General features: G+C 66.2%; 23 protein-coding genes. 9 read left to right on the top strand and 14 right to left on the bottom strand.

Translation table 11 applies throughout. From position 1 onward, the window contains the following. Window positions 1-58 precede the first annotated feature (58 nt). From ASC83_RS23195 to ASC83_RS23185, 3 genes are all read right to left on the bottom strand, one after another. On the bottom strand, window positions 59-847 hold the full coding sequence (locus tag ASC83_RS23195; protein WP_082522579.1) for a MotA/TolQ/ExbB proton channel family protein: 789 nt from the start codon (window positions 845-847) through the stop codon (window positions 59-61). 13 nt (window positions 848-860) lie between these two features. After that, on the bottom strand, window positions 861-1700 hold the full coding sequence (gene dapB / locus ASC83_RS23190) for a 4-hydroxy-tetrahydrodipicolinate reductase (protein ID WP_082522578.1): 840 nt from the start codon (window positions 1698-1700) through the stop codon (window positions 861-863). A gap of 63 nt (window positions 1701-1763) precedes the next feature. Beyond that, window positions 1764-2327 (bottom strand): outer membrane protein assembly factor BamE, encoded by a 564-nt coding sequence (locus ASC83_RS23185; RefSeq protein ID WP_056068072.1) that lies wholly within the window; start codon window positions 2325-2327, stop codon window positions 1764-1766. A gap of 89 nt (window positions 2328-2416) precedes the next feature. Between ASC83_RS23185 and fur the strand changes: the two genes are divergently transcribed. Further along, window positions 2417-2833, top strand: a complete 417-nt coding sequence (gene fur / locus ASC83_RS23180) for a ferric iron uptake transcriptional regulator (protein ID WP_056068069.1) — start codon at window positions 2417-2419, stop codon at window positions 2831-2833. Window positions 2834-2951: 118 nt separating this feature from the next. Here the strand turns inward: fur and hprK are convergent, their stop codons facing one another. From hprK to ASC83_RS23160, 4 genes are all read right to left on the bottom strand, one after another. Continuing rightward, a complete protein-coding gene (hprK, locus tag ASC83_RS23175; RefSeq protein WP_056068067.1) occupies window positions 2952-3908 on the bottom strand; it encodes an HPr(Ser) kinase/phosphatase in 957 nt (318 codons plus the stop codon). A 44-nt stretch (window positions 3909-3952) separates the two neighbouring features. Continuing rightward, window positions 3953-4420: a PTS sugar transporter subunit IIA gene (locus ASC83_RS23170; RefSeq protein ID WP_056068066.1), complete on the bottom strand. Its 468-nt coding sequence runs from the start codon at window positions 4418-4420 to the stop codon at window positions 3953-3955. Between the two features lie 113 nt (window positions 4421-4533). Next, a complete protein-coding gene (hpf, locus tag ASC83_RS23165) occupies window positions 4534-4869 on the bottom strand; it encodes a ribosome hibernation-promoting factor, HPF/YfiA family (RefSeq protein ID WP_015016131.1) in 336 nt (111 codons plus the stop codon). Window positions 4870-5112: 243 nt separating this feature from the next. Continuing rightward, the gene (locus tag ASC83_RS23160) at window positions 5113-6342 is read right to left on the bottom strand and encodes an MFS transporter (protein ID WP_056068064.1); all 1230 of its coding nucleotides are present in this window, start codon (window positions 6340-6342) and stop codon (window positions 5113-5115) included. 220 nt (window positions 6343-6562) lie between these two features. Here ASC83_RS23160 and ASC83_RS23155 point away from each other — a divergent pair, with 220 nt between their 5' ends. Continuing rightward, complete coding sequence (locus ASC83_RS23155; protein ID WP_056068061.1) at window positions 6563-7486, top strand: phosphoribosylaminoimidazolesuccinocarboxamide synthase; 924 nt, start codon at window positions 6563-6565, stop codon at window positions 7484-7486. Between the two features lie 43 nt (window positions 7487-7529). Here the strand turns inward: ASC83_RS23155 and ASC83_RS23150 are convergent, their stop codons facing one another. Next, complete coding sequence (locus ASC83_RS23150) at window positions 7530-8393, bottom strand: META domain-containing protein (protein ID WP_369817022.1); 864 nt, start codon at window positions 8391-8393, stop codon at window positions 7530-7532. A gap of 20 nt (window positions 8394-8413) precedes the next feature. Further along, window positions 8414-9322, bottom strand: coding sequence for a thioredoxin (gene trxA, locus ASC83_RS23145; RefSeq protein WP_056068060.1), 909 nt, complete (start codon window positions 9320-9322; stop codon window positions 8414-8416). A 156-nt stretch (window positions 9323-9478) separates the two neighbouring features. Here trxA and purE point away from each other — a divergent pair, with 156 nt between their 5' ends. The 4 genes from purE to ASC83_RS23125 all read left to right on the top strand — a co-directional run bounded on the left by purE (window position 9479) and on the right by ASC83_RS23125 (window position 13199). Then, entirely contained in the window at window positions 9479-9973 is a 495-nt protein-coding gene (gene purE / locus ASC83_RS23140) for a 5-(carboxyamino)imidazole ribonucleotide mutase (protein ID WP_055395445.1), read from the top strand. Further along, window positions 9970-11139, top strand: a complete 1170-nt coding sequence (locus tag ASC83_RS23135) for a 5-(carboxyamino)imidazole ribonucleotide synthase (protein WP_056068058.1) — start codon at window positions 9970-9972, stop codon at window positions 11137-11139. Before purE ends, ASC83_RS23135 begins: the two co-directional genes overlap by 4 nt. 14 nt (window positions 11140-11153) lie before the next feature. Then, window positions 11154-12170, top strand: a complete 1017-nt coding sequence (locus ASC83_RS23130) for an L-threonylcarbamoyladenylate synthase (RefSeq protein ID WP_056068056.1) — start codon at window positions 11154-11156, stop codon at window positions 12168-12170. Window positions 12171-12245: 75 nt separating this feature from the next. Next, a complete protein-coding gene (locus ASC83_RS23125; RefSeq protein WP_056068055.1) occupies window positions 12246-13199 on the top strand; it encodes an SGNH/GDSL hydrolase family protein in 954 nt (317 codons plus the stop codon). An 85-nt stretch (window positions 13200-13284) separates the two neighbouring features. On the opposite strand, the gene ASC83_RS23120 is transcribed toward ASC83_RS23125, so the two are convergent. The 5 genes from ASC83_RS23120 to dacB form a co-directional block, all read right to left on the bottom strand. Beyond that, window positions 13285-13971, bottom strand: coding sequence for an OmpW family protein (locus tag ASC83_RS23120; protein WP_056068053.1), 687 nt, complete (start codon window positions 13969-13971; stop codon window positions 13285-13287). Between the two features lie 25 nt (window positions 13972-13996). Next, window positions 13997-15139 carry an SGNH/GDSL hydrolase family protein gene (locus tag ASC83_RS23115; RefSeq protein WP_056068051.1) on the bottom strand — a complete coding sequence of 381 codons (1143 nt, stop codon included), beginning with the start codon at window positions 15137-15139 and terminating at the stop codon, window positions 13997-13999. A gap of 163 nt (window positions 15140-15302) precedes the next feature. After that, window positions 15303-16601: a lipase family protein gene (locus tag ASC83_RS23110; protein WP_056068049.1), complete on the bottom strand. Its 1299-nt coding sequence runs from the start codon at window positions 16599-16601 to the stop codon at window positions 15303-15305. A 133-nt stretch (window positions 16602-16734) separates the two neighbouring features. Further along, window positions 16735-17004, bottom strand: a complete 270-nt coding sequence (locus ASC83_RS23105; protein ID WP_056068048.1) for a SemiSWEET transporter — start codon at window positions 17002-17004, stop codon at window positions 16735-16737. Window positions 17005-17035: 31 nt separating this feature from the next. Continuing rightward, window positions 17036-18511, bottom strand: coding sequence for a D-alanyl-D-alanine carboxypeptidase/D-alanyl-D-alanine-endopeptidase (gene dacB / locus ASC83_RS23100; protein WP_056068046.1), 1476 nt, complete (start codon window positions 18509-18511; stop codon window positions 17036-17038). A 78-nt stretch (window positions 18512-18589) separates the two neighbouring features. Between dacB and ASC83_RS23095 the strand changes: the two genes are divergently transcribed. From ASC83_RS23095 to rimI, 3 genes are read left to right on the top strand one after another with little or no spacing between them, the layout of a single operon-like run. Next, entirely contained in the window at window positions 18590-19570 is a 981-nt protein-coding gene (locus ASC83_RS23095) for a DMT family transporter (protein ID WP_056068044.1), read from the top strand. Window positions 19571-19616: 46 nt separating this feature from the next. Then, a complete protein-coding gene (tsaB, locus tag ASC83_RS23090) occupies window positions 19617-20330 on the top strand; it encodes a tRNA (adenosine(37)-N6)-threonylcarbamoyltransferase complex dimerization subunit type 1 TsaB (protein ID WP_056068042.1) in 714 nt (237 codons plus the stop codon). Between the two features lie 22 nt (window positions 20331-20352). Further along, window positions 20353-20853, top strand: coding sequence for a ribosomal protein S18-alanine N-acetyltransferase (gene rimI, locus ASC83_RS23085; RefSeq protein WP_056068154.1), 501 nt, complete (start codon window positions 20353-20355; stop codon window positions 20851-20853). Window positions 20854-20858: the final 5 nt, after the last annotated feature.

Here is a 20858-nt window from a genome sequence, read left to right as displayed (position 1 = left end):
GGTTCGCTGCCCCCCAAGGGGGCTGACCTGCCTTGGGGCGGCCCGGCGGCGGGTCGGCTCATGCCCCCACACTCCCCGCTGCGCGTGGTTCGCTGCCCCCAAGGGGGGCTGACCTACCTTGGGGCGGCCCGGCGGCGGGTCGGCTCGCATTGCTCAGGTCTTCTGTGGTGCCAGCCAAACTGTGGACGGGGGCCGTGTCGATGAGCAGTTCTCGCAGATCGCGCGCAAATCCTTCCAGGTCGGCCTCGATGCGGCCGATCAGGCGGCCAAACACGTTGTAGGCCAGCACGGCAGGGATGGCCACAGCCAGTCCGGCCGCCGTCATGACCAGGGCCTCGCCCACCGGCCCGGAGACGCGATCAATGGTGATCTGCCCCGCGCCTGCCATGGCGGTGAGCGCGTGGTAGATGCCCCACACGGTGCCCAGCAGCCCCACAAAAGGCGCCGTGGAGCCCACCGTGGCCAGCAGCACCTGGCCAAACTGCAGGCGTCCCAGCACATCGTGCAGGGCATCGCGCAGCACCCGCGTGAGCCGCTGCGACAGGCTGCCTGCCGTGGCCAGCGTGGACTGGGCCATGCTGTCGTGATTTGCTATCAAATTTGCAGCAACCACCAAAGGAAGCACTAGCGCATCCCGGTCAAAAGACTGCAAACGTTGCTGCGCGAGGGCCAGCGAGGGCGCCTGCCAGAACGCGGCCGTGCAGCGGGCCACGTCGGCACTGGCGCGGCGCATGAGCCGCAGCTTCCACACAATGACCACCCAGCTTGCCACCGACATGGCCAGCAAGACCAGTGCCGCACTTTGCGTCACGGCATCGCCCTGGCGCCACCAGTGGAGCGCGTCCATGGGAGTCGGCGGATCAGTGCAAGCCCAGCACGTCGAACATGTCGAACATGCCAGTCTTGTGGGCCGCCAGGAAGCGCACGGCGCGCAAGGCGCCCTGCGCGTACGTGGCGCGGCTGGAGGACTTGTGCGTGACCTCGATGCGCTCGCCGATGCCCGCAAACAGCACGGTGTGGTCGCCCACGATGTCGCCACCACGGATGGCAGCAAAGCCGATGCTGGAGGGGTCGCGCTCGCCCGTCACGCCTTCGCGGGCGTACACGGCGCAGTCCTTGAGGTCGCGGCCCAGGGCCTCGGCAATCACCTCGCCCATCTTGAGCGCGGTGCCCGAGGGTGCATCGACCTTGTGGCGGTGGTGGGCTTCGATGATTTCGATGTCGTACCCCGTGGCCATGGCCTTGGCGGCCATTTGCAGCAGCTTGAGCGTGACGTTCACACCCACGCTCATGTTGGGTGAGAACATGATGGCGGTGCGCTGTGCGTAGGCGTCGAGTTCGGCCTTTTGCGCATCGGTGAAGCCGGTGGTGCCGATGACGGCCTTCACGCCCAGCCGGCTGCACACGGCCAGGTGGGCCAGCGTGCCCTCGGGGCGGGTGAAGTCAATGAGCACCTCGGCGTTCTTCAGGCCGGCCGCCACGTCGGCCGTGATGGCCACCCCGCTGGCGTAGCCCAGAAAGGCCGTGGCGTCCGAGCCGATGGCCGGGCTGGCGGCCACATCCAGTGCACCGGCCAGCACGCAGTCGTCGCTGGCGCGGATGGCCTCGATCAGCATGCGGCCCATGCGGCCCGAAGCCCCGGCGACGGCTACACGGAGGGGGGATGCCGCGGGAGCCGCAGGCGAAGAAGTCGCGGTCATGAAAAGGTCCTGTTCATTGATAGGGCAGCCAGCGCACCGGGCTCACTGCCAGGGCCGCAAGGTTCAGCGCGCGGGCGCTTCAAGCGGCGGGTAACTGGTGGCGGCAGGCAATGCCGGCGGCGTGGCCGCTGCTGGCGCGGGGCGCTCCTTGACCGGGTACTTGGCCAGTTGCTCCGGCGTGGCTTCCAACGCCGGCACCTTGCCCTTGGCACCGTCGCGCGCACCCAGCGTGGCGACGAACTCGGTCTCGGTCGGCATTTCATCGCCTTCGGAGCGCTCCAGGGCATCGCCCTTGAAGAACACGGTCAGTTTGCGGGTCTGAATCTCTTCGCCAGGGCGTTTGAGCGTGAACACGTACTCCCAGCGGTCCGCATGGAACAGGCTGGTGACCAGCGGCGTCCCGAGAATCTCGCGCACTTGCTGGCGGCTCATGCCGGGCTGCAGGGCTTCGACCTGCTCGCGGGACACGAAATTGCCCTGCACCACGTCCACCCGGTAGGGCTTGACGATGTTGGCGATGCGGCTGCTGGCGCCATCCAGACTGCCGCAACCGGTCAGGGCAGCCATGCTGGCACCGATCAACACAACCAGGCCCAGACGGGCGCTGTAACGGGCTTGGACGGGCATGGGTAAAAGGCCAAAGGATATGATCGTCCCATTGTAGCGGCAGCCCCTCCAGACCCTGAGCCGGTTGCCCTCCCCCGAAAGAGCCAGCCATGACCAATATCGACGAACTCAAAAGCACGGGACTCAAGGCCACACTGCCCCGACTGAAGATTCTGGAGATTTTCCAGAAGGGTGCGCAGCGCCACATGACGGCCGAAGACGTGTTCCGCGTGCTGCTGGAAGAGCGCTCGGACATCGGCCTGGCCACCGTGTACCGGGTGCTCACACAATTCGAGCAGGCTGGCATCCTGATCCGCAGCAATTTCGAGAGCGGCAAGGCGGTGTACGAGCTCAACGAAGGGCAACACCACGACCACTTCATCTGCACTTCGTGTGGCAAGGTGGAAGAGTTTTACGACCCCGAGATCGAAAAGCGGCAGCATGCGGTGGCCAAGGCCAAGGGCTGGCTGGTGCAGGACCACACCATGGCGCTGTACGGACAGTGCGCCGACTGCGCTAAGAAATGACTCCCCCTGAGCCACCTTCGGCGTCTTCCCACCGAGGGGGACGCTCCCTGCGCGGCGGGGCGGCCCTAGCGCGACAGCACTGGTATGGGCCGCGCCAGTTCCGGTGGCCTGAGCGCCGCTAGCCGCCCGTATCACGCTCCATGGCACGGCGATGGCGTTCGACAAACTCTTGGTAGGTGTCGATGCCGCGCAGTTGCAGGATGGTGTTGCGCACGGCGGCCTCGACCAGCACGGCGATGTTGCGGCCGGCGACCACCTGGATCACGACCTTGAGCACCGGCACGCCCAACACGTCCTGCGTAAGCGGCTCGTAGGGCAGACGCTCGTAGTCACGCTCCAGCGTCTCCTTACGCACCAGGTGCACGATGAGCTTGAGGCGCATCTTGCGGCGCACCGCCGTCTCGCCAAAGATGGCGCGGATATCGAGCAGGCCGATGCCGCGCACTTCCAGCAGGTTTTGAAGCAGCTCGGGGCACTTGCCTTCGATGGTGGTCTGGTTGATGCGGAACAAATCCACGGCATCGTCAGCCACCAGGCCGTTGCCGCGCGAGATCAGCTCCAGGCCCAGCTCGCTCTTTCCCAGGCCCGACTCGCCGGTGATCATCACGCCCAGGCCCAGAATATCCATGAACACGCCGTGCATCGTGGTGCGGTCAGCGAAGTGCTTGGACAGGTAGGCGCGCAGCACGTCGATGACAAACGCCGACGACTCGTGCGTGGAAAACATCGGAATCTGCGCGCGCTCGCACATCGACACCAGCGCGTCGGGTGCGGTCTGGTTGTCGGCCAGCACCAGCACGGGGGGCTCCAGCGTCACGATACGGGCGATGCGGCGCTTGCAATCGTCAGGGGAGGCGTTGCTCAGGTACGCAATCTCGCGCTCGCCGAGGATCTGGACCCGGTACGGATGGATGTAGTTGAGATAGCCGACCAAATCGGCGCCGGAACGTGCGGAGCGCACGGCCACTTCGTCAAAACGGCGCTCGGACGCTCCGAGACCTGCCACCCACTCCCACTTCAGGGGGCCGCGAAATTCCTCGAAAAGAACATCGGCGCTGACAACATTGGGCTTCACGGCAGGTCAGTCAGGGTGATCAGCGCAGGCGGCGGGGAAAGCACTCAGGCCGTTTGGGTGGATTGCCAGCCCGCGATCATGCCGTGCAGTTCGGCAGCATCAGCGCAGGCCTTGAGCTTTTCGCGCAAGGCAGAGTCGCTGAGCAACTCGGCAATCTCGGAGAGGATTTCCAGGTGCTTTTGCGTGGCCGCCTCGGGCACCAGCAAAAAGATCAGCAGACCCACCGGCAACTCGTCCGGCGCATCGAACCCAATGGGATTGAGCAACTGAAACACGGCCGCCATCGGGGCCTTGAGGCCTTTGATGCGCCCATGGGGAATGGCCACGCCATGACCGAGCCCGGTGGAGCCCAGGCGTTCGCGGGCAAACAGACTGTCGGTGATCAGCGCCCGGGAGAGGCCGTGCTGGCTCTCGAACAGCAGACCCGCTTCTTCAAAAGCACGCTTCTTGCTGGTGGCGTCCACGCTCACAAGCACTTGAGCGGAGGGCAGGATGGAGGCGAGTCGGTTCATGGTCAAGGGTAACAATTATGCACATATTGGCGAAAACCCTGAGCGCGGCGCATCAGGCAACAAAAAAACCGCCCGAGAGGGGCGGCTGCTGTGCCAGGCTCAGGGCTGGCGCATCAAGCGTGCAGTTCGCGCTTGGCGGCTTCGTGGTGGTGATCTTGCAAACGGTCCTTGTGGCGGACCACCTGGCGGTCCATCTTATCGACAAGTTCGTCCACAGCCGCATACAGGTCGGCGTGGGAGCTTTCGGCAAACAGGTCGCTGCCCTTGACGTGGATGTTGCATTCCGCTCGCTGTCTCTTTTCCTTTTCCTTTTGCTTCTCTACCGTCAGCAGTACCTTGACATCGACAACTTGGTCAAAATGGCGGGTGATCCGGTCCAGCTTGGTGGTGACGTAGTTGCGCAAGGCGGGAGTAACTTCGAGGTGGTGACCGCTGATCGTCAAGTTCATAAATAAGTCTCCTGTGGCTCTCGGTGGAAAAACGCCGTCCTGGATCAGAGGAGCGGCTCGGCGAACTTGGATGCATCTGTTGTTGACGTCGTGGGTTCACTATGCCCCTGCCCTCCCTGAAATGCAATCCCATACCGCCGCAGGCCGCTGGGTTATGCCCGGCAAGGTGCCAAGCACCCGAAAAGCGCGCACAATGGGCGGATTGAAGGGGCTGGCCAAAGTGCAGCGCAAACCCTTCCCTTGTCACCGTGCCGACGGCGCCGCGCCATGCAGCGTGAGGCGCCCCACCACCAGCATAGACAGCAGGCTGGCGCCGATGCCCACCAGCGCAGCCACCCAGTAGTTCTGTACCAGCCCCTGCGCATCGCGGCTGATCAGCACCCCTCCCACAAAAGACGCAACACCCATCGCCGCCGATTGCACGGAGGCGTTCAGCGTCATGAAGGTCCCCCGCAAAGGCGCGTGCGCCGCAGAGGCAATGATGGCCATGCCGGGAATCATGCGGCCACTGACAAAAGTGAACATCAGCGTGGACACCATCAACACGCCCCACAGCGGCAACCCCTGCACCAGCGTGATACCCAGGATGCAGGGAAGGCCTGCGAGGGCCAGCCACCGGAAGGTGGGCACCTTGCCATGCCGGTCGGTCATGCGCCCGAACAGCCGTGCCGTGAACAAGGTCACCACCCCGCCACACAGGTACACCACCGGCACCTGATCGGCGCGCACACCCGCATTGGTCTGCATGTAAATGGTGATGTAGGGAATCACCGTAAAACCTGTAAACATCAGCAACGCCGAGAAAAGAAATGCCCACCGGTGGTTGCCATCCGCCAGGACCTGGGTGATACCGCTCAACACAGACCGCCCGTTGGCAGCCTGCACATGGCCCGCCATGGTCGGTAGCGTGCGGGCCGCCTGCACGGCCAGCACTCCCACCATGGCGGCAATGCCAATGAACGGCAGGTTCCAGCCCCCGTACTGCGCGAGGATCAGCCCCAGGGGCACGCCAGCCACCGTGGACACAGAAAACGACGTCATCACGATGCCCATGGCACGCCCTCGCCGCTCAAAGGGCACCACGTCCGCCACGATGGTCTGCGACAAGGCCGACAGCACGCCGCCAAAAGTCCCCGCGAGAATGCGTGCCACCATCAGCGTGCCGTACGTGGGCGCGAGGCCACAGGCCAGCGTCGCCAGCCCAAACAGGCCATAGAGCACCAGCAGAAGCCGCTTGCGACCGAAGCGATCGATGTAAGTCGAAGCCAGCAGGCCTGACGCCCCCGCCGACAGCGTGTAGGCAGACACCAGCAAACCAAACTGCGCGTCGGTGATCTCAAACAGCTGCGTGAGCTGCGGGCCCAGCGGCATCATGATCATGAAATCCAGGATGTGGGTGAACTGGATGCCTGCCAGCGTCAGCAGCAGCCACAGTTCGCGGTGGGGAGAAAGCTCAGGCGTAGAAGAAGACACAGCAGACGGCCGCAGGGGCCCAGGCAGGTTCAGGGCCGCCCAGTGTGCCGCATGCCCGCCCGGGACACACCCTTCTCGGCGCATTCCCCGCGGAAACCGCAGCCCTTCAGAGCGGCGCGTAAAATCCACCGGTTGCGCCTAGGCCTCCCCTGCCGCGCGCCCCTTTCCCCTACGTTCTTCGGACTGCCCGCAGCGGACACCCACCGCCCACACCGACACCATGACCCAGCCCAGCTCCACCGCCCTGCACACTTCGGCCCTGACTTCGCTGCCCCTGCTGGCACGCGGCAAGGTGCGTGACAACTACGCCGTGGGCGATGACCGCATCCTGATGGTGGCCAGCGACCGCCTGTCGGCCTTCGACGTCATCATGGGCGAGCCTATCCCCGGCAAGGGCGAGCTGCTCACCCAAATGGCCCTGTTCTGGTTCGACAAGCTCGGCCACATCTGCCCCAATCACCTCACAGGCGACGCACCCGAGAGCGTGGTCAGCCCCGAGGAAGCCCCTCAAATCCGTGGCCGCTCGATGCTGGTGAAGCGCCTCCAACCCATCCCGGTCGAAGCCGTGGTGCGCGGCTACCTGGCTGGCAGCGGCTGGAAGGAATACCAGGAATCGCGCTCGGTCTGTGGCGTGCCCCTGCCCGACGGCCTGACCAACGCCGCCAAGCTGCCCGAACCCATCTACACGCCCGCCGCCAAGGCCGCCATGGGCGAGCACGATGAGAACATCACCTTCGAGCGCACGGTGGAGATGATTGGCCTGGACCTGGCCACCCGCATCCGCGATCTGAGCATTGCCATCTACAAGGCCGCGGCCGACATCGCGCTCACCAAGGGCATGATCATTGCCGACACGAAATTCGAGTTTGGCCTGGCCCCTGACGGCATGCTGGTGCTGATGGACGAGGTGCTGACCCCCGACAGCTCCCGCTACTGGCCAGTGGAGGGCTACGCTGAAGCCCTGGCCAAGGGGGAGAACCCGCCCAGCTACGACAAGCAGTTTGTGCGCGACTGGCTGGAGCAGGCCCAGGTCAACGGCAAGCCCTGGGACAAGACCCCCCCATCGCCCCGCCTGCCCCAGGCGGTGATTGAAAAGACGGCGGCCAAGTACCGTGAGGCCCTGGAGCGGCTGACATCGGCATAAATCTGCTGTGGGAGTGGCACCGGCCAAAAGCCCCTTTGGAAGCCTAGCCCGGCAGCGTTTCGACGGCTTCAAAACGCAGCAATTGCTCGCCTTCGGCCCCCCGCAGCAGGAGCTGCGTGCCGACCTGGCGAAAGCCCCGCACCGCCAGCAGCGCCTCAAAATACTGGGTCTCTAGCCCACTGCTTTGCAGGCACAAGCTGATGTTGGACACGAGCTGTCCCATGCGAAGGTGTCCGCTCTGAGGTTGCAACTCATAGTCGGCGAGAAAGCGGTTGCAGCCGCCCGAGCCTGCCACCCGCGGCTCATCTGCCTGGAAAACCAGATGGGGCACCGACACACCATCGGCAGGGCGGGATAGGGCCTCCCCAGCCATTTCGACGAGCCGCCAATGGGTCAGCAGCAGGGGCACGGACGCCTCCACAGTGGCAGCCAGCGGCAGCAGACGCTGCATTTGAACATCAACATGGCGGTACGCCGCGTCCTGCGGCACGGGGTAGCGCCTGTCGCTGGCCAGAAGCAATCGCCCCTCCAAGGTGACGGTGGTTCGCACCTCATAACGCCCCTTGGGCACAAACCGCGCAGAGGGGTAGGGAATCCACAGCGCGTAAGGGGGCTGACCTGCAGGTTGGCGGCGCTGCCGCCCCAAAACGACGGGCGGCTGGTCTGGCTGGGTCACATCCAGCAAAGTGGCCTCAAAAACAGCCTCGGGCGGCAGCATGACACGCTCTCGCGAAAGCGCCACCCCCGTAACCACGGCGTCTGGAGCAGGGGGACGCGTCACGCAACCAGTCACCCCCAGTATCCACACCACAACGCCGCCATAGAGCCCGCGACGTAGGCAGCCTAGACGTGACCCATTGCGCCAGGGTGGCAATTGGATGGAGAGCGCCTGCGTCGCGCCGTTCACCACTGCAACCTCTTGAGCCCTCAGCTCAGCACCACACTCGACAACCGCCGGCGGTAGGTGGCCACCACCGGGTCTTCGGGGGGGATCTGGCCCTCGGCTACCTTGGGCTTGGGCGCCTCGATCAGTTCGAGGATGGCGACGTAGGTCTTTCGGGCGATCTCTTCGCTCCACGCCTTATCGCGCATGAGGATTTCGAGCAGCTCGTCCATGGCGTCGGTCCAGCGCTGCTGGGTGATGAGCCAGCGGGCGCGGGCATAGCGGGTGTCGAAATCACGCTTGTTCGCGGCGATTTTTGCCTCAAATCCGGCCTCAGCGCTAGCGTCATATGCGCCAGACGCTACAAAATCAAGAGCATCCATCCAGGTCTTGAGTGCCCCCAGCTTGCGCGACATGGCGGCCTTGGCAATCACGGGAGCAAAAGCCACCTTGGCATCGTCCTCGCGCCCCAGCTGCAGCAGCAGCTTGACGTAGTCAAAGCGCGCGTCATCGTTGGCGGGGTCGGTCACGACGGCATGCTGCAGCTTCTCCAATGCGGTGCCGGTATCGCCTCCGGCGAGAGCTTCCTGCGCCTCTTCTTCCTCGGCCTCTGCCACCATCTCCTCAGCGGTGGGGACGTGCTTGTCGAGGAAGGCGCGCACCTGGCCTTCGGGCAAGGCGCCCATGAAACCATCGACAGGCTGCCCGTTCATCAGCAGCACGCAGGTAGGAATGCTGCGGATACCGAACATGCCCGCCAGCTGCTGTTCCTGGTCGGAGTCGATCTTGGCGAGCTTGAAGCGGCCCGCGTATTCCGTCTCCAGCTTCTCCAGCACCGGCCCCAGGGACTTGCAGGGGCCACACCATGGCGCCCAGAAGTCCACCAGCACGGGCACGTTCATCGAGGCGGCAACCACCTCGGCTTCAAAGTTCTCTACGGTGACGTCAATCATGATGGTGTAGGGCCCGGGGCCTATGGAGCGGTTTGCGCGCTATTTTGGCCCATCGAAACAGCCCCACACCCGCCAGGGAGGCGCAAAAAGTAAAATCGCGGGTTCTACCTACAGCGGCTGGGCAGGCAAGGCCTGCCGGCCAGCACCTTCCACACCATGAAACCCATCCAGATCGGCGTGGTCATGGGTTCCAGCAGCGACTGGGACACCATGCAGCATGCAGTGCAAATCCTTGAACAGTTCGGCATCGCGCACGAGGCCCGCGTGGTGTCGGCCCACCGCATGCCCGACGACATGTTTGCCTACGCGGAGGCCGCCGCCGGCCGGGGGCTGAAGGCCATCATCGCCGGGGCCGGCGGTGCTGCCCACCTGCCCGGCATGATCGCCGCCAAGACCACCGTGCCCGTGCTGGGCGTGCCCGTGGCCAGCCGCCACCTGCAGGGTGTGGATTCGCTGCACTCCATCGTACAAATGCCCAAAGGCATCCCCGTGGCGACGTTTGCCATCGGCACCGCCGGTGCGGCCAATGCCGCCCTGTTTGCTGTGGCCCTGCTGGCCAATGAGAGCCCCGAGCTGCGCCAGCGCCTGGAAGCCTTCCGAGCCGAGCAGACGGAAGTGGCCCGCAACATGACCCTGCCGCCCGCCGCATGAGCGCCGCCACGCAACCCTTGCTCCCCGGATCGACGTTGGGTGTTCTGGGTGGCGGCCAGCTGGGCCGCATGTTTGTCCACCAGGCCCAGGCCATGGGCTACTTCACGGCTGTGCTCGATGCCGACCCCACCAGCCCTGCCGGGCTGGTGAGCCACCACCACATCCAGACAGGTTACGAAGACCCGCAGGGCCTGGCCGAGCTGGCCCGCCTGTCGGATGCGGTGACCACCGAGTTCGAGAACGTACCCGCCGCTGCACTGGCCACCCTGGCCTCGCAACGCCCCGTGTCGCCCGCCGCCAGCGCCGTGTCGGTGGCGCAGGACCGTGCACGCGAGAAGGCGCACTTTGTGGCCTGCGGTGTGCCCTGCGCGCCCTTTGCCGTGATCGAAACCGCAGAGCAACTGGCCGCCGTATACCCCCACCTTTTGCCCGGCATCCTCAAGACGGCCCGCATGGGCTACGACGGCAAGGGCCAGGTGCGCGTGAAGACGCCCGCCGATCTGGCCCCCGCCTGGGATTCGGTTGGCCAAGTGGCCTGCGTGCTGGAGAAGATGCTGCCGCTGCAGCTGGAATGCTCCGTCATCGTGGCGCGTGGTGCCGATGGGACGATGGTGCACCTGCCGGTGCAGCGCAACCTGCACCGCGACGGCATCCTGGCCGTGACCGAGGTTTATGAAGGAAATCTGCCGCAAGCGCTAGTGGATCAAGCGGTAGCCGCTGCAAAATCTGTAGCAGAAGGCCTGCAGTATGTGGGCGTGCTGTGTGTGGAGTTCTTCGTGCTGCAGGACGGCAGCCTCGTGGTCAACGAGATCGCCCCTCGCCCGCACAACAGCGGTCACTACAGCCAGAATGCCTGCGATGTGTCGCAGTTCGAGCTGCAGGTGCGCACCATGGCCCGCCTGCCGCTGACGCAGCCGCGCCAGCACAGCGCCGCCGTCATGCTGAACCTGCTCGGCGACCTGTGGTTTGCCCACGGCGACGCGGCGCAGACCCCGCCCTGGGCCCAGGTACTGGCCCTGCCCGGCACCCACCTGCACCTGTATGGCAAGCGCGACGCCAAGCGCGACCGCAAGATGGGGCACCTGAACATCACCGCCGCCACCCCCGAGGCTGCGCGCGCCACAGCCCTGCAGGCTGCAGCGCTGCTGGGCATCGAGCCCTTCTGAGCCAGGCTGTTTCCATGATTCTCGACGGCAACGCCCCCCAGGCCATCGCCACCGCTGCACGCGCAGTGCGCAGCGGCGCCCTGCTGGGGCTCCCCACCGAAACGGTGTATGGCCTCGCAGCCGATGCCAGCAGCGATACCGCCGTGGCGCAGATCTTCGCGGCCAAGGGGCGGCCCAGCGACCACCCGCTGATCGTGCACGTGGCCAATGCCGAGGGCATTGCGCATTTCGCCAGTGAAGTGCCCGGCTTTGCACAAAAGCTCGTGGATGCCTTCTGGCCCGGCCCACTCACGCTCATACTGCCGCGCTTGCCCGGCGTAGCCACCGCCGCCACCGGCGGGCAGGACAGTGTGGGATTGCGCTGCCCCGCACACCCCGTGGCCCACGCCCTGCTGGTGGCCTGCGCGGCCGCTGGCGACAGCAATGAGGCTGGCGGCCCTCCCGTGTGGGGCGTTGCAGCCCCCAGTGCCAACCGTTTTGGCCGCGTGAGCCCCACCACCGCCCAGCATGTGCAGGACGAGCTGGGCGACGACCTGCTGGTGCTGGACGGCGGGCCCTGCGATGTAGGCATTGAAAGCACCATCGTGGACTGCACGCGTGGTGTGCCCGTGCTGCTGCGGCCCGGCGCCATCACCCGGGCGCAGATTGCGGCCGCTTGCGGCATGGCCCCGCTGTCCAAGGAAGACCTCCCCACGGCCACACCCCGCGCCTCGGGCACGCTGGAGGCTCACTATGCTCCTAGCGCCAAGGTGCGGCTGATGGACGCGAAGGCGCTGCAGACCAGCCTGGACCTGCTGGGTACCGATGCCGCCCACATTGCGATCTATGCCCGCGCTGCGTTGCGCAGTCGGTCCTCCAAGCTGGTCATGCGGCGCATGCCCGATGACGCGGCTGCCACAGCGCAGCAGCTGTTCGCCGTGCTGCGCAGTTTTGACGACGAAGGCGTGAAGCTGATCTGGATCGAGACCCCGCCCGCCAGCCCCGATTGGGAAGGCGTGCGCGACCGCCTGCAGCGCGCATCCGCCGCCTGAGCCTGCGCGATGGCGCCGCTTTACATCCGTTGACTTTGCGTCGTTAAACTACCCCCCACTTTTCTGGAGAAATACATGGCAGCAAATTGGATGCGCCGCACCATCATGGTCGCCGCATGTGCGTCGGCCGCGTTGCTCGCGGCCTGCGGTTCCAGCACCACCGAATCGGCCATCACGCCCCAGCGCTTCATTGCGTTCGGCGACGCCATGAACGATGTGGGGCAAAACGGCTCGCGTTACACCGTCAATGACGGCAGCGTCAACAACTGGACCCTGCAGGTGGTGGCCAACTACGGCAAGTCGCTCGCCCCGGTCTCTGCAGGCGGCCTGAGCTACGCCACTGGCAATGCCCGCGTCAGCGCCAAGCCCGATGCGGCCGGCAATGCCAGCACCCGCACCGTCACCGAACAGATCGACGCCTTCCTGGCTAGCGGCAGCTTTGCAGCCACTGATGTGGTGATGGTGAGCGGCGGTGTCAGCGACGTGATCGCCGGCATGGCCGCTGTGAACGCAGGCACCCAGACCCAGGACGCCATGGTGGCCGCCGCCCGCAAGGCTGGGGAGGACCTGGCTGCCCAGGTGCGCCGCCTGGTGACGGCGGGCGCCAAGTATGTGGTGGTGACCGGCACCTACGACCTGAGCAAGACCCCCTGGGCCAAGACCATTGGCCGCGAAGCCCTGCTGAGCAACGCCAGCAGCCGCTTCAACGAAGGCCTGCTGGTGGGCATCGTGGACCTGGGCGCCAACGTGCTGTACGTGGACTCGGCCTACTACGTGAACCTGTACACCAGCGTGCCTGGCAACTATGGTTTCAACAACTCCACGGCGGCAGTGTGCACGTCGGTGGATGCGACCAACGGTATCGGCATTGGCGCAGGCCAGGTCAACTCGGCCCTGTGCACGTCCTCCACGCTGCTGTCGGGTGCCAATGCCACCTCGTTCGTGTTTGCTGACACCGTGTACCTCACGCCGTCCGCCCAGCGCCAGTTTGGCACCTACGCCTACGACCGCCTGCGCGCACGCTGGTAAGCCGGCGCGCTCCGCGCTCCACCCAGCAAAAAAGCCGCCCAGTGGGCGGCTTTTTTGTGGGCCATCGATCTACCCCGGATGAAGGTCAGAACCGATACACCACGCCCAGCGCCACCACATTGGGGTTGAGCTTGACGTCGATGGTCTGGCCCGTGGACAGGGTGTTGCGGGTCTTCACAAAGGTCTTGTAGTACGCCACGTCCAGCGACCACTGGTCGTTGAGCGCAATGCTCACCCCCACCTGAGGCGTGAGGCCAAACCGCGATTCAGCGCTCAGCGTGGTGGGACGGGAGGGACTGCCACCGGTGAGCCCTGTCAGCGCTGCGGTGCCGCGCTCCTTGAAGAACTTGGCGTAGGTCACGCCCAGGCCCACGTAGGGGCGCACCCGGGCATTGGCCTCCAGAAATCGGTACTGCGCGAACACGGTCATGGGCAGCACCTTGACCTCGCCGATCTTGCCCACGCCGCCGATGGCTCCGGCGCCCATGATGTTGTGCTTGAAAGGCAGTGCCAGGGGCACGTCCACCGCCCAGTGGTCGGTGAGCATGTAGGTGATGCCGCCAGCCAGCTGCGTGTCGGCATGAACGTCCACCTTGGTGCCCGTGAAGCTGGGCGCGGACAGGTCGCCACTGGTGACCTGGGGCGCGATTTGCGTGGCGCCCGCGCGCACCAGCCAGCTGCCAGCGGTCTGGGCCTGCGCGCCGCCGGACAGGGTGAGCGCCAGTGCGGCCACAACGCCAGCCAGGGAAGGGGTGATGGTTTTGTTTTGCATGGTGTATGAACCCTTCAACTGCCGATTACAGCCAGCCCGCGCGGGCCAGCGAACGCGATACCAGCTGGCTGACCAGCTGGTGGCCATACGGCGTGGGGTGGAAGCTGTCGGAGAACGCATAGGTCTTCCACCAGTCCGCCCCGCCCGTGGCGCCTGCGGGCGGCGTCTGTGCCGACAAAGCTGCCGCCGTGCACGTGGGGAAGGTATAGGTGGGCAGGCCGTCAGCACCTTGGCCGGTGATGGGGCACGCGGTGTTCTTGGCATTGGTCAGCCCGAACTGCGCGGGGTTGGCCACCTGGTCGTTGAACGAGGTGTAGAAGTCCACCACCACCACCTTGCTGTTGCCCGCAAAACGTTTGGCCAGCTGGGCGTTGAAGGCTTCGAGCCAGGCCTTGAGCAGGCCCTGCACCTGCGCGCTCGCGGCGGCGCCGGCCGACGCCGTGATGCCACCGAGCACCTGCTGCAGGCGCGGCGTCTTGTCGATGGCGGGCATGTTGAGCACCGCCACACGCTGCGCGCCCTTGCTCAAGGCATTGGCTTCGATCGCGTCGTGGAACTTGTCAGCCAGCGCCACCATGTAGGCGCCGCCCACCTGGGCCTGGCCCGTAGCACCGCCCGCCAGGCCGGCGTTCACCGTGGCCGCTGGCAGCAAGGTGGACAGCAGTGCGCCGAAAGCCTTGCCGCCATCCTTGGAGGCCGACAGGTAGGCACCGATGAGGTCCGCAGCGTCGTTGCCACCGCCGTCGATCAGCAACAGGTCCCCCGCGCTGAAGCCGTCGGCCCCTGCATCGGTCAGTTGCTTGACGATGGAGACAGGCGACGCGGGGGCCGTGAAGTTGTTGATGCGCCCGCCGCCAATGGCGTAGTTGGTACAACCCGCCGCTGTGTGGAACGCGCTGCCAGTGGACACATAGCGGGGGCAGAGCGTGTTTGCGTAGCTGCTGGCCACCAGCTCGGGCCAGATGGGTGTGGACGCCGGGCCTGTGGGGGCACTGCCCTGCACCGTGAACTTGAAGCCAAACGTGCCGCTGTCGGCAATGCTGTCACCCATGACCTTGACGGTCTTGATGGGCGCCACCGGCGAGGTGTCGGCACCGCCGCCCCCACACGCCAGCAGCAGCGATGCTGCCGCCAGAGAAACCCACAAAGCCTTGCGCTGAAAAACCATCGGTATCACTCCTGTTATCGTAAAAATAGAACGACCGTGCTATTCGTGGCAAATCATATTCGCCAGCGCAAAAAAGCCCCACCGGGTAAACACCGGTGGGGCTTAGGGGTGGGGTTCTAAAAGCCTGCGAACCCTTTGGGGCTTCACGCAGGCATCACGGCTGTCATTTGACGGTGTCGAACACGGCCTTGGCCTGCGCATGGCAGAACGGCGGCTCGTAGGTGCCGTGGTAGCTGCCGTAGTAGGTGGCAAAGGCTGCCGAGTTAGGGTCGGTGGGCGCCTTGCCGCCAGGGCCGTAGGTGGCCTGGATGGCAGCGTCCACATCGACTGTGTTGACGTTCGTCACACCCCGGCTGTCAAAGTCGGCTTTCATGACGACCATGTGAACGGCCGGCGGCACGGTGGGGTCGCCAGCACCGCCACACAGCATCACACGCGCCTTGGGGGTCCAGCCGAGCAGGTCATTCTTTTTGGCGGCCAGGTACAGCGGGTGGGTGGTGCTGGTCTGGGAGCCGGTGATGAACGCCGACTGGAACAGCGCGTCACGCGCCTGGTTGGGTGTGCCCGAGGGCAGCGTGCCCGTGGTCACCAGGGTGGTGTAGTTGAGCGTGGGGTTGGGCAGCAGGTTCTCGATGTAGCCGGAGTACGGCGCCTTGAACACATCCTTCACGTCGGTATAGACGTTGCCATAGACCTTCTGCCAGGCCGTGACGAGGTAGGGCACAAAGAACTGCACGCCCGCGATCGCGTCCGGAATGCGCAGCGAGCCCGACAGGTTGTAGGGGCCTGCCAGGTGCGCGCCTGCGACCACATTGAATTCGTTGCCGTAGTCCCGCTCGGCTGCGCGCTGCGCTGCCATGGACGAGTGGCCGCCCTGCGAGTACCCGGTGAACATCACCTTGCCAGACAGCGTGGCCCCCACCGTGCCTGCCGCATTGCGTGCAGCACGCACCGAGTCGATGACCGAGGTGGCTTCCGAGTCGGCATGCAGGTAGGGGTGATAGCTGTAGCCCGACTTGGCAAAGCCCAGGTAGTCGGTGGCTACCACGGCATAGCCCTGCGCGGCGTACATGGCCGCCAGCAGGAAGGTTTCGCTGTCCTGCGGGTTGGCCAGGGTGCGGGGCTTTTGCACATCGGTGCCCTTGGCATAGGCCACCAGCGGGGCTGCGGTGGTGCAGCTGCCGGCTGGCACCAGCATCACGCCCGAGGCGTTGGTGTTTTCGCCGCTCTTGGCACCCACGGTCGCATAGTTCAGCGACACCACCTTCACATCGCACTTGGCCTTGCCACTGATCGCCTGCAGGCCGCTGCTGGCCGTGGCCGCGTCGATCTGCGCTACGGTGAGCGTCGTGAGCGTGGCGGGGGGGTCGATCAGTGCGCCGCGCGCCGGGTCGTCAGAGCCACCGCAGGCGACAAGCAGGACCGCTGCAGCGGCCACACAGGTAAGGCGGAAATAGGTCATGGATGGATACCTCGGTCAGTGAAGAACGACGCATCGTGCGCGCACCTGCGCTGCAGCATCCATAGGGGATAACGCGGGAGGACGGGCGCCGCCAGACACCTAGGCGACAGCGCGCGCAGGCCTGTTAGACCAGTCAGTCGGGACGTCGCACGCCGTACAAAACCTTCATGCCCAGGATGGTGCCCGCGAGGGCCAGGGTGATGGCATTGGCCACCACGATGGGCCAGGCCGCCAGCGCCAGGCCGTAGGCCAGCCACAGCGCGACCCCCACGGTAAAGACGCTGTACATGCCCAACGAGATACCGCTCACGTCCCGCGTGCGAAAGGTGTGCAGGGCCTGCGGCACAAAGCTGCAGGTGGTCAGGCAGGCGGCCACGTAGCCGATCAGTTCATGGAGTTGCATGGTGGGGAAAACGCAGGGCAGCAGCGATTATTCACTGCTCACGCGCCGTCCAGTCGATGAGGCTGTCGAGCACGGGCCGCGCTGCCCCTGCATTGGCGTGGTTGACCACCGCCACCAGCACATAGCGGCGCCCGCTGGCGGCATGCACATAGCCTGCCACAGCCATCACGTCGCGCAGGCTGCCCGTCTTGAGGTGGGCGGTGCCAGCGCGGCTCTGGCTGCGGCGCAGCGTGCCGTCCACCCCCGTGATCGGCAGCGACGCCACCAGCTCGGGCATCACGGGCGATACCCAGGCCACCTGCAGCATGCGGGCCAGTGCCTGTGCGGTCAGGCGTGCGTCGCGGCTGAGCCCGGCGCCGTTGTCCACCTGCGGCAGGTCGGCATCGCCCATGCGGGCCTGCCACCACTGGCGCAGCACCTCGCGGGCGCCGTCGAATGTGGCCACGCCATTTTTTTGCAGCGCCAGGGTCAGAAAGACCTGCTGCGCCATCACGTTGTTGCTGTACTTGTTCACGTCGCGCACTACCTCGGCCAGTGCAGGGGACGGGACCACAAACGCGGGCTTGAGGCCCGGGGGCACCTTGCCGTCGCGCACGCTGCCCGTGAGCTTGCCGCCCAGATCGCGCCACATGCCCTCTACCGCCCGCGCCGCAAAGCCACGCGGGTCGGCCGCCGCCACCGGCCACACCCGCTCGCCACACGCAGCGGGGTACACGCCCTGGAAAGACACCTTGGAGGGGTCCGACAGCTCCGCTCGCAACGCTGTGCGCCAGTCGCCACAGTCGGCGCCCGGCGCCGCCAGCGCCACGGTGGGCTGGCGCTGCACTCCAGCCAGAGGCGGGTCGTACTGGATGCGCGCCAGACCGGCGGCCGCATCGGGCACAAAGGTCATCACCGACGATTTGTAATTGAGCAGCAGGGCGTCGGGTGAGGCGTTGTAGGGCCGCAGCGGCTCGCCATCAAACCGTGCCGGGTCCTGGTCCTGCACGTCGAACGCCGTGCGGTCCAGCACGATATCGCCCACGATGACCTGGATGCCCTGGCCCTGCAGCCGCCGCATCAGCAGCCACAACCGCTCCATGACCAGCTTGGGGTCGCCCTGGCCCTGGATGTAGACATTGCCCCGCAGGCTGCCGTCCTGCACCGTGCCTTGCACATACACCGGCGTGTTCCATACATAGGCAGGGCCCAGCTGCTCCAGCGCCGCATAGGTGGTCACCAGTTTCATCACCGACGCGGGGTTCACAGGCACCTGGGCACGGTGTGCAAGGCGCGGGCTGGCCTTGCCGGCAGCTTGCGCGTCCACCACCACCACTGACAGGGACTCGCGCGGCAGCTTGGCGCGCGCCAGGGTGGCCTCCACCTCGGGCGGCAGCGAGCCAGCAGGCGGCCCGCCCGTCTGCGCCCCCGCCAGGCCCGCCCCGCCTGCAGCCACTAGCCACGCAGCCCCACAACCCACCACACCACGCAGCACACGGCGGCGCCAAAGAGCAGAAACAGACAACATGGCGGGGAGTCTAGCGCCCGCGCACCCGCACCAGGCCCCGCGCCAGCACGGCATGCGGCGGGCGCCGATAATCGCGCGATGCGTTTTTCTCCCCGCACCATCGGCCTGCTGGCGGCCGTGGTCACCGTCACCATCTGGACGGGCTTCATCATCATCGCCCGCGCCTCGGCCCAGCGCACGCTCACCCCGTTCGACATCGCACTGCTGCGCATCGTGGGCGCCAGCCTGGTGCTGCTGCCCTGGGGCTGGTGGATGGTGCGACGGCGCCAGACGGCATTGGGGGCCTCGGCACCGCCGTCCAGCCTGGCGGGCATCTCCCCCTTGCCCTTGCGCACCACGGCGCTGCTGGGCAGCTTTGGCGGGCTGCTGTACGCACTGCTGGCCTATTCAGGGTTCTTCCATGCACCGGCCACCCATGCGGCGGTGCTCATGCCGGGCAGCTTGCCGCTGTGGACGGCGCTGCTGGCCGCCTGGTTGCTGCGCGACCACATCACGCCGCTGCGCGCTGCAGGCCTGGCGCTGATCGTGGCGGGCGACCTGCTGGTGGGTGGGCGCAGTCTGCTGGCGGCGTTTTCGGGCGGGGACGTCTGGAAGGGCGACCTGCTCTTCATGCTGGCCGCGTCGTCCTGGGCCACCTACAGCGTGCTGGCGCGGCGCCACGCGGTCGATGCGGTGCAGGCCACCATCGCCATCACCGCGTTTGCCTGCGTGGTGTACCTGCCCAGCTATGCGCTGCTGGTCTGGCTGGGCGCGGTCACCAGCCACCTGGCCCAGGCGCCATGGAGCGAGATCGCGTTTCAGATGCTGTTCCAGGGTGGTGGCTCCGTGGTGGTCTCCGGTATTGGCTTCACGCGCATGATCCAGCACTACGGCCCCGTACGCTCGACCATGATCACGGCGCTGGTGCCCGGTCTGTCTGCCATGGGGGCGGTGATTTTCCTGGACGAGCCGATGCACTGGAATCTGGTGGCCGGCCTGCTGCTGGTCACCACCGGTATCCTCCTGGGCGTGCTGCGCAAGAGCCCGGCACCTTCCACCCCAGCCACAGCCACCTCCTGAGCGCCTGCTCACCGACCGCGCCACCCAAGATCTTCCGACCCTGCCCATGAATCTGCTCGCCTTTGACACCAGCACCGACACCCTCTCCATCGCCGTGCAGCATGGCGATGGGGTCTGGCAGCACCAGGGGCCGGGGGGCGCACAGGCCTCGGCGACGCTGATCCCCGCCGTGCGTGCGCTAATGGCGCAGGCGGGCCTGACTTTCGACATGCTGGATGCGGTGGTATTCGGGCGCGGCCCCGGCTCTTTCACCGGACTGCGAACCGCCTGCGCCGTGGCCCAGGGGCTGGCCTTTGGCGCCAAGGGCGGTCAGGGCGTGCCGGTATTGCCCGTGGACACCCTGCTGGCCGTGGCTGAGGAAGCACGCCAGCAACACGGCTGTACCCACGTGGTGGCGGTGCTGGATGCCCGCATGGACGAGGTCTACCACGCGCGCTGCGAATGGTTGCCCGCCGAAGCCCGCTGGCGCGCAGACGAAGACTTTGGCCTGGGGGCGCCCGAGTCGGTGCAGCCGCCAGATGGCTGGACGGTAGCCGGCAATGCCCGCGCAGCCTATGGCGACCGGCTGGCACCGACCGCCACGCACGTCACCGCTTTGCCCACCGCCACGGCCCTGCTGCGCCTGGCGCCGGCGCTGATTGCAGCGGGCCATGCCGTGGCCGCTGGTGACGCCCTGCCGCGCTATATCCGCGATAAAGTGGCGCAAACCACCGCTGAACGCGCCGCACTGCGCGCCGCCCAGGCGGCTGTGACGCCCTGAAAAAAGGGTGAACGAATCCAGCATGAGCGCACTGCCTACCTCCTCCACATCGCCGTCCGATGCCAGCCAAAACCGCCCCGAGGCGCGTTTTGAGGCCCTGACCCTGGCCCGGCTAGATGCCGTGCTGGCCGTGGAGCAGCGCGCCTATTCGCACCCCTGGACGCGTGGCAACTTCACCGACGCCATGGCGTCTGGCTACGAGACGCAGCTCCTGATGGCGGACGACCATCTGCTGGGCTACTTTGTGGCCATGATGGGGGTGGATGAGGTGCACCTGCTCAACATCACCGTCACCCCCGAATACCAGCGCCAGGGCTGGGCCCGCGTGCTGCTGGACGCCCTGGCCTTGTGGTCACGCGGGCGCGGTGCACAATGGCTGTGGCTGGAGGTGCGGGCGAGCAACCTGCGCGCCCAGCAGATCTACCAGACCCACGGATTCCGCCGCGTGGGCGACCGCAAGCGTTACTACCCCGCAGCACACGGACAGCGCGAAGATGCCGTGGTCATGAGCCTGGCGCTCTGACCGCG

Source organism: Acidovorax sp. Root402 (assembly GCF_001425125.1).
Lineage (GTDB): Bacteria > Pseudomonadota > Gammaproteobacteria > Burkholderiales > Burkholderiaceae_C > Acidovorax > Acidovorax delafieldii.
Note: the sequence above shows the minus strand (reverse complement) of the source record. Positions and strands in the feature narration are given on the sequence as shown.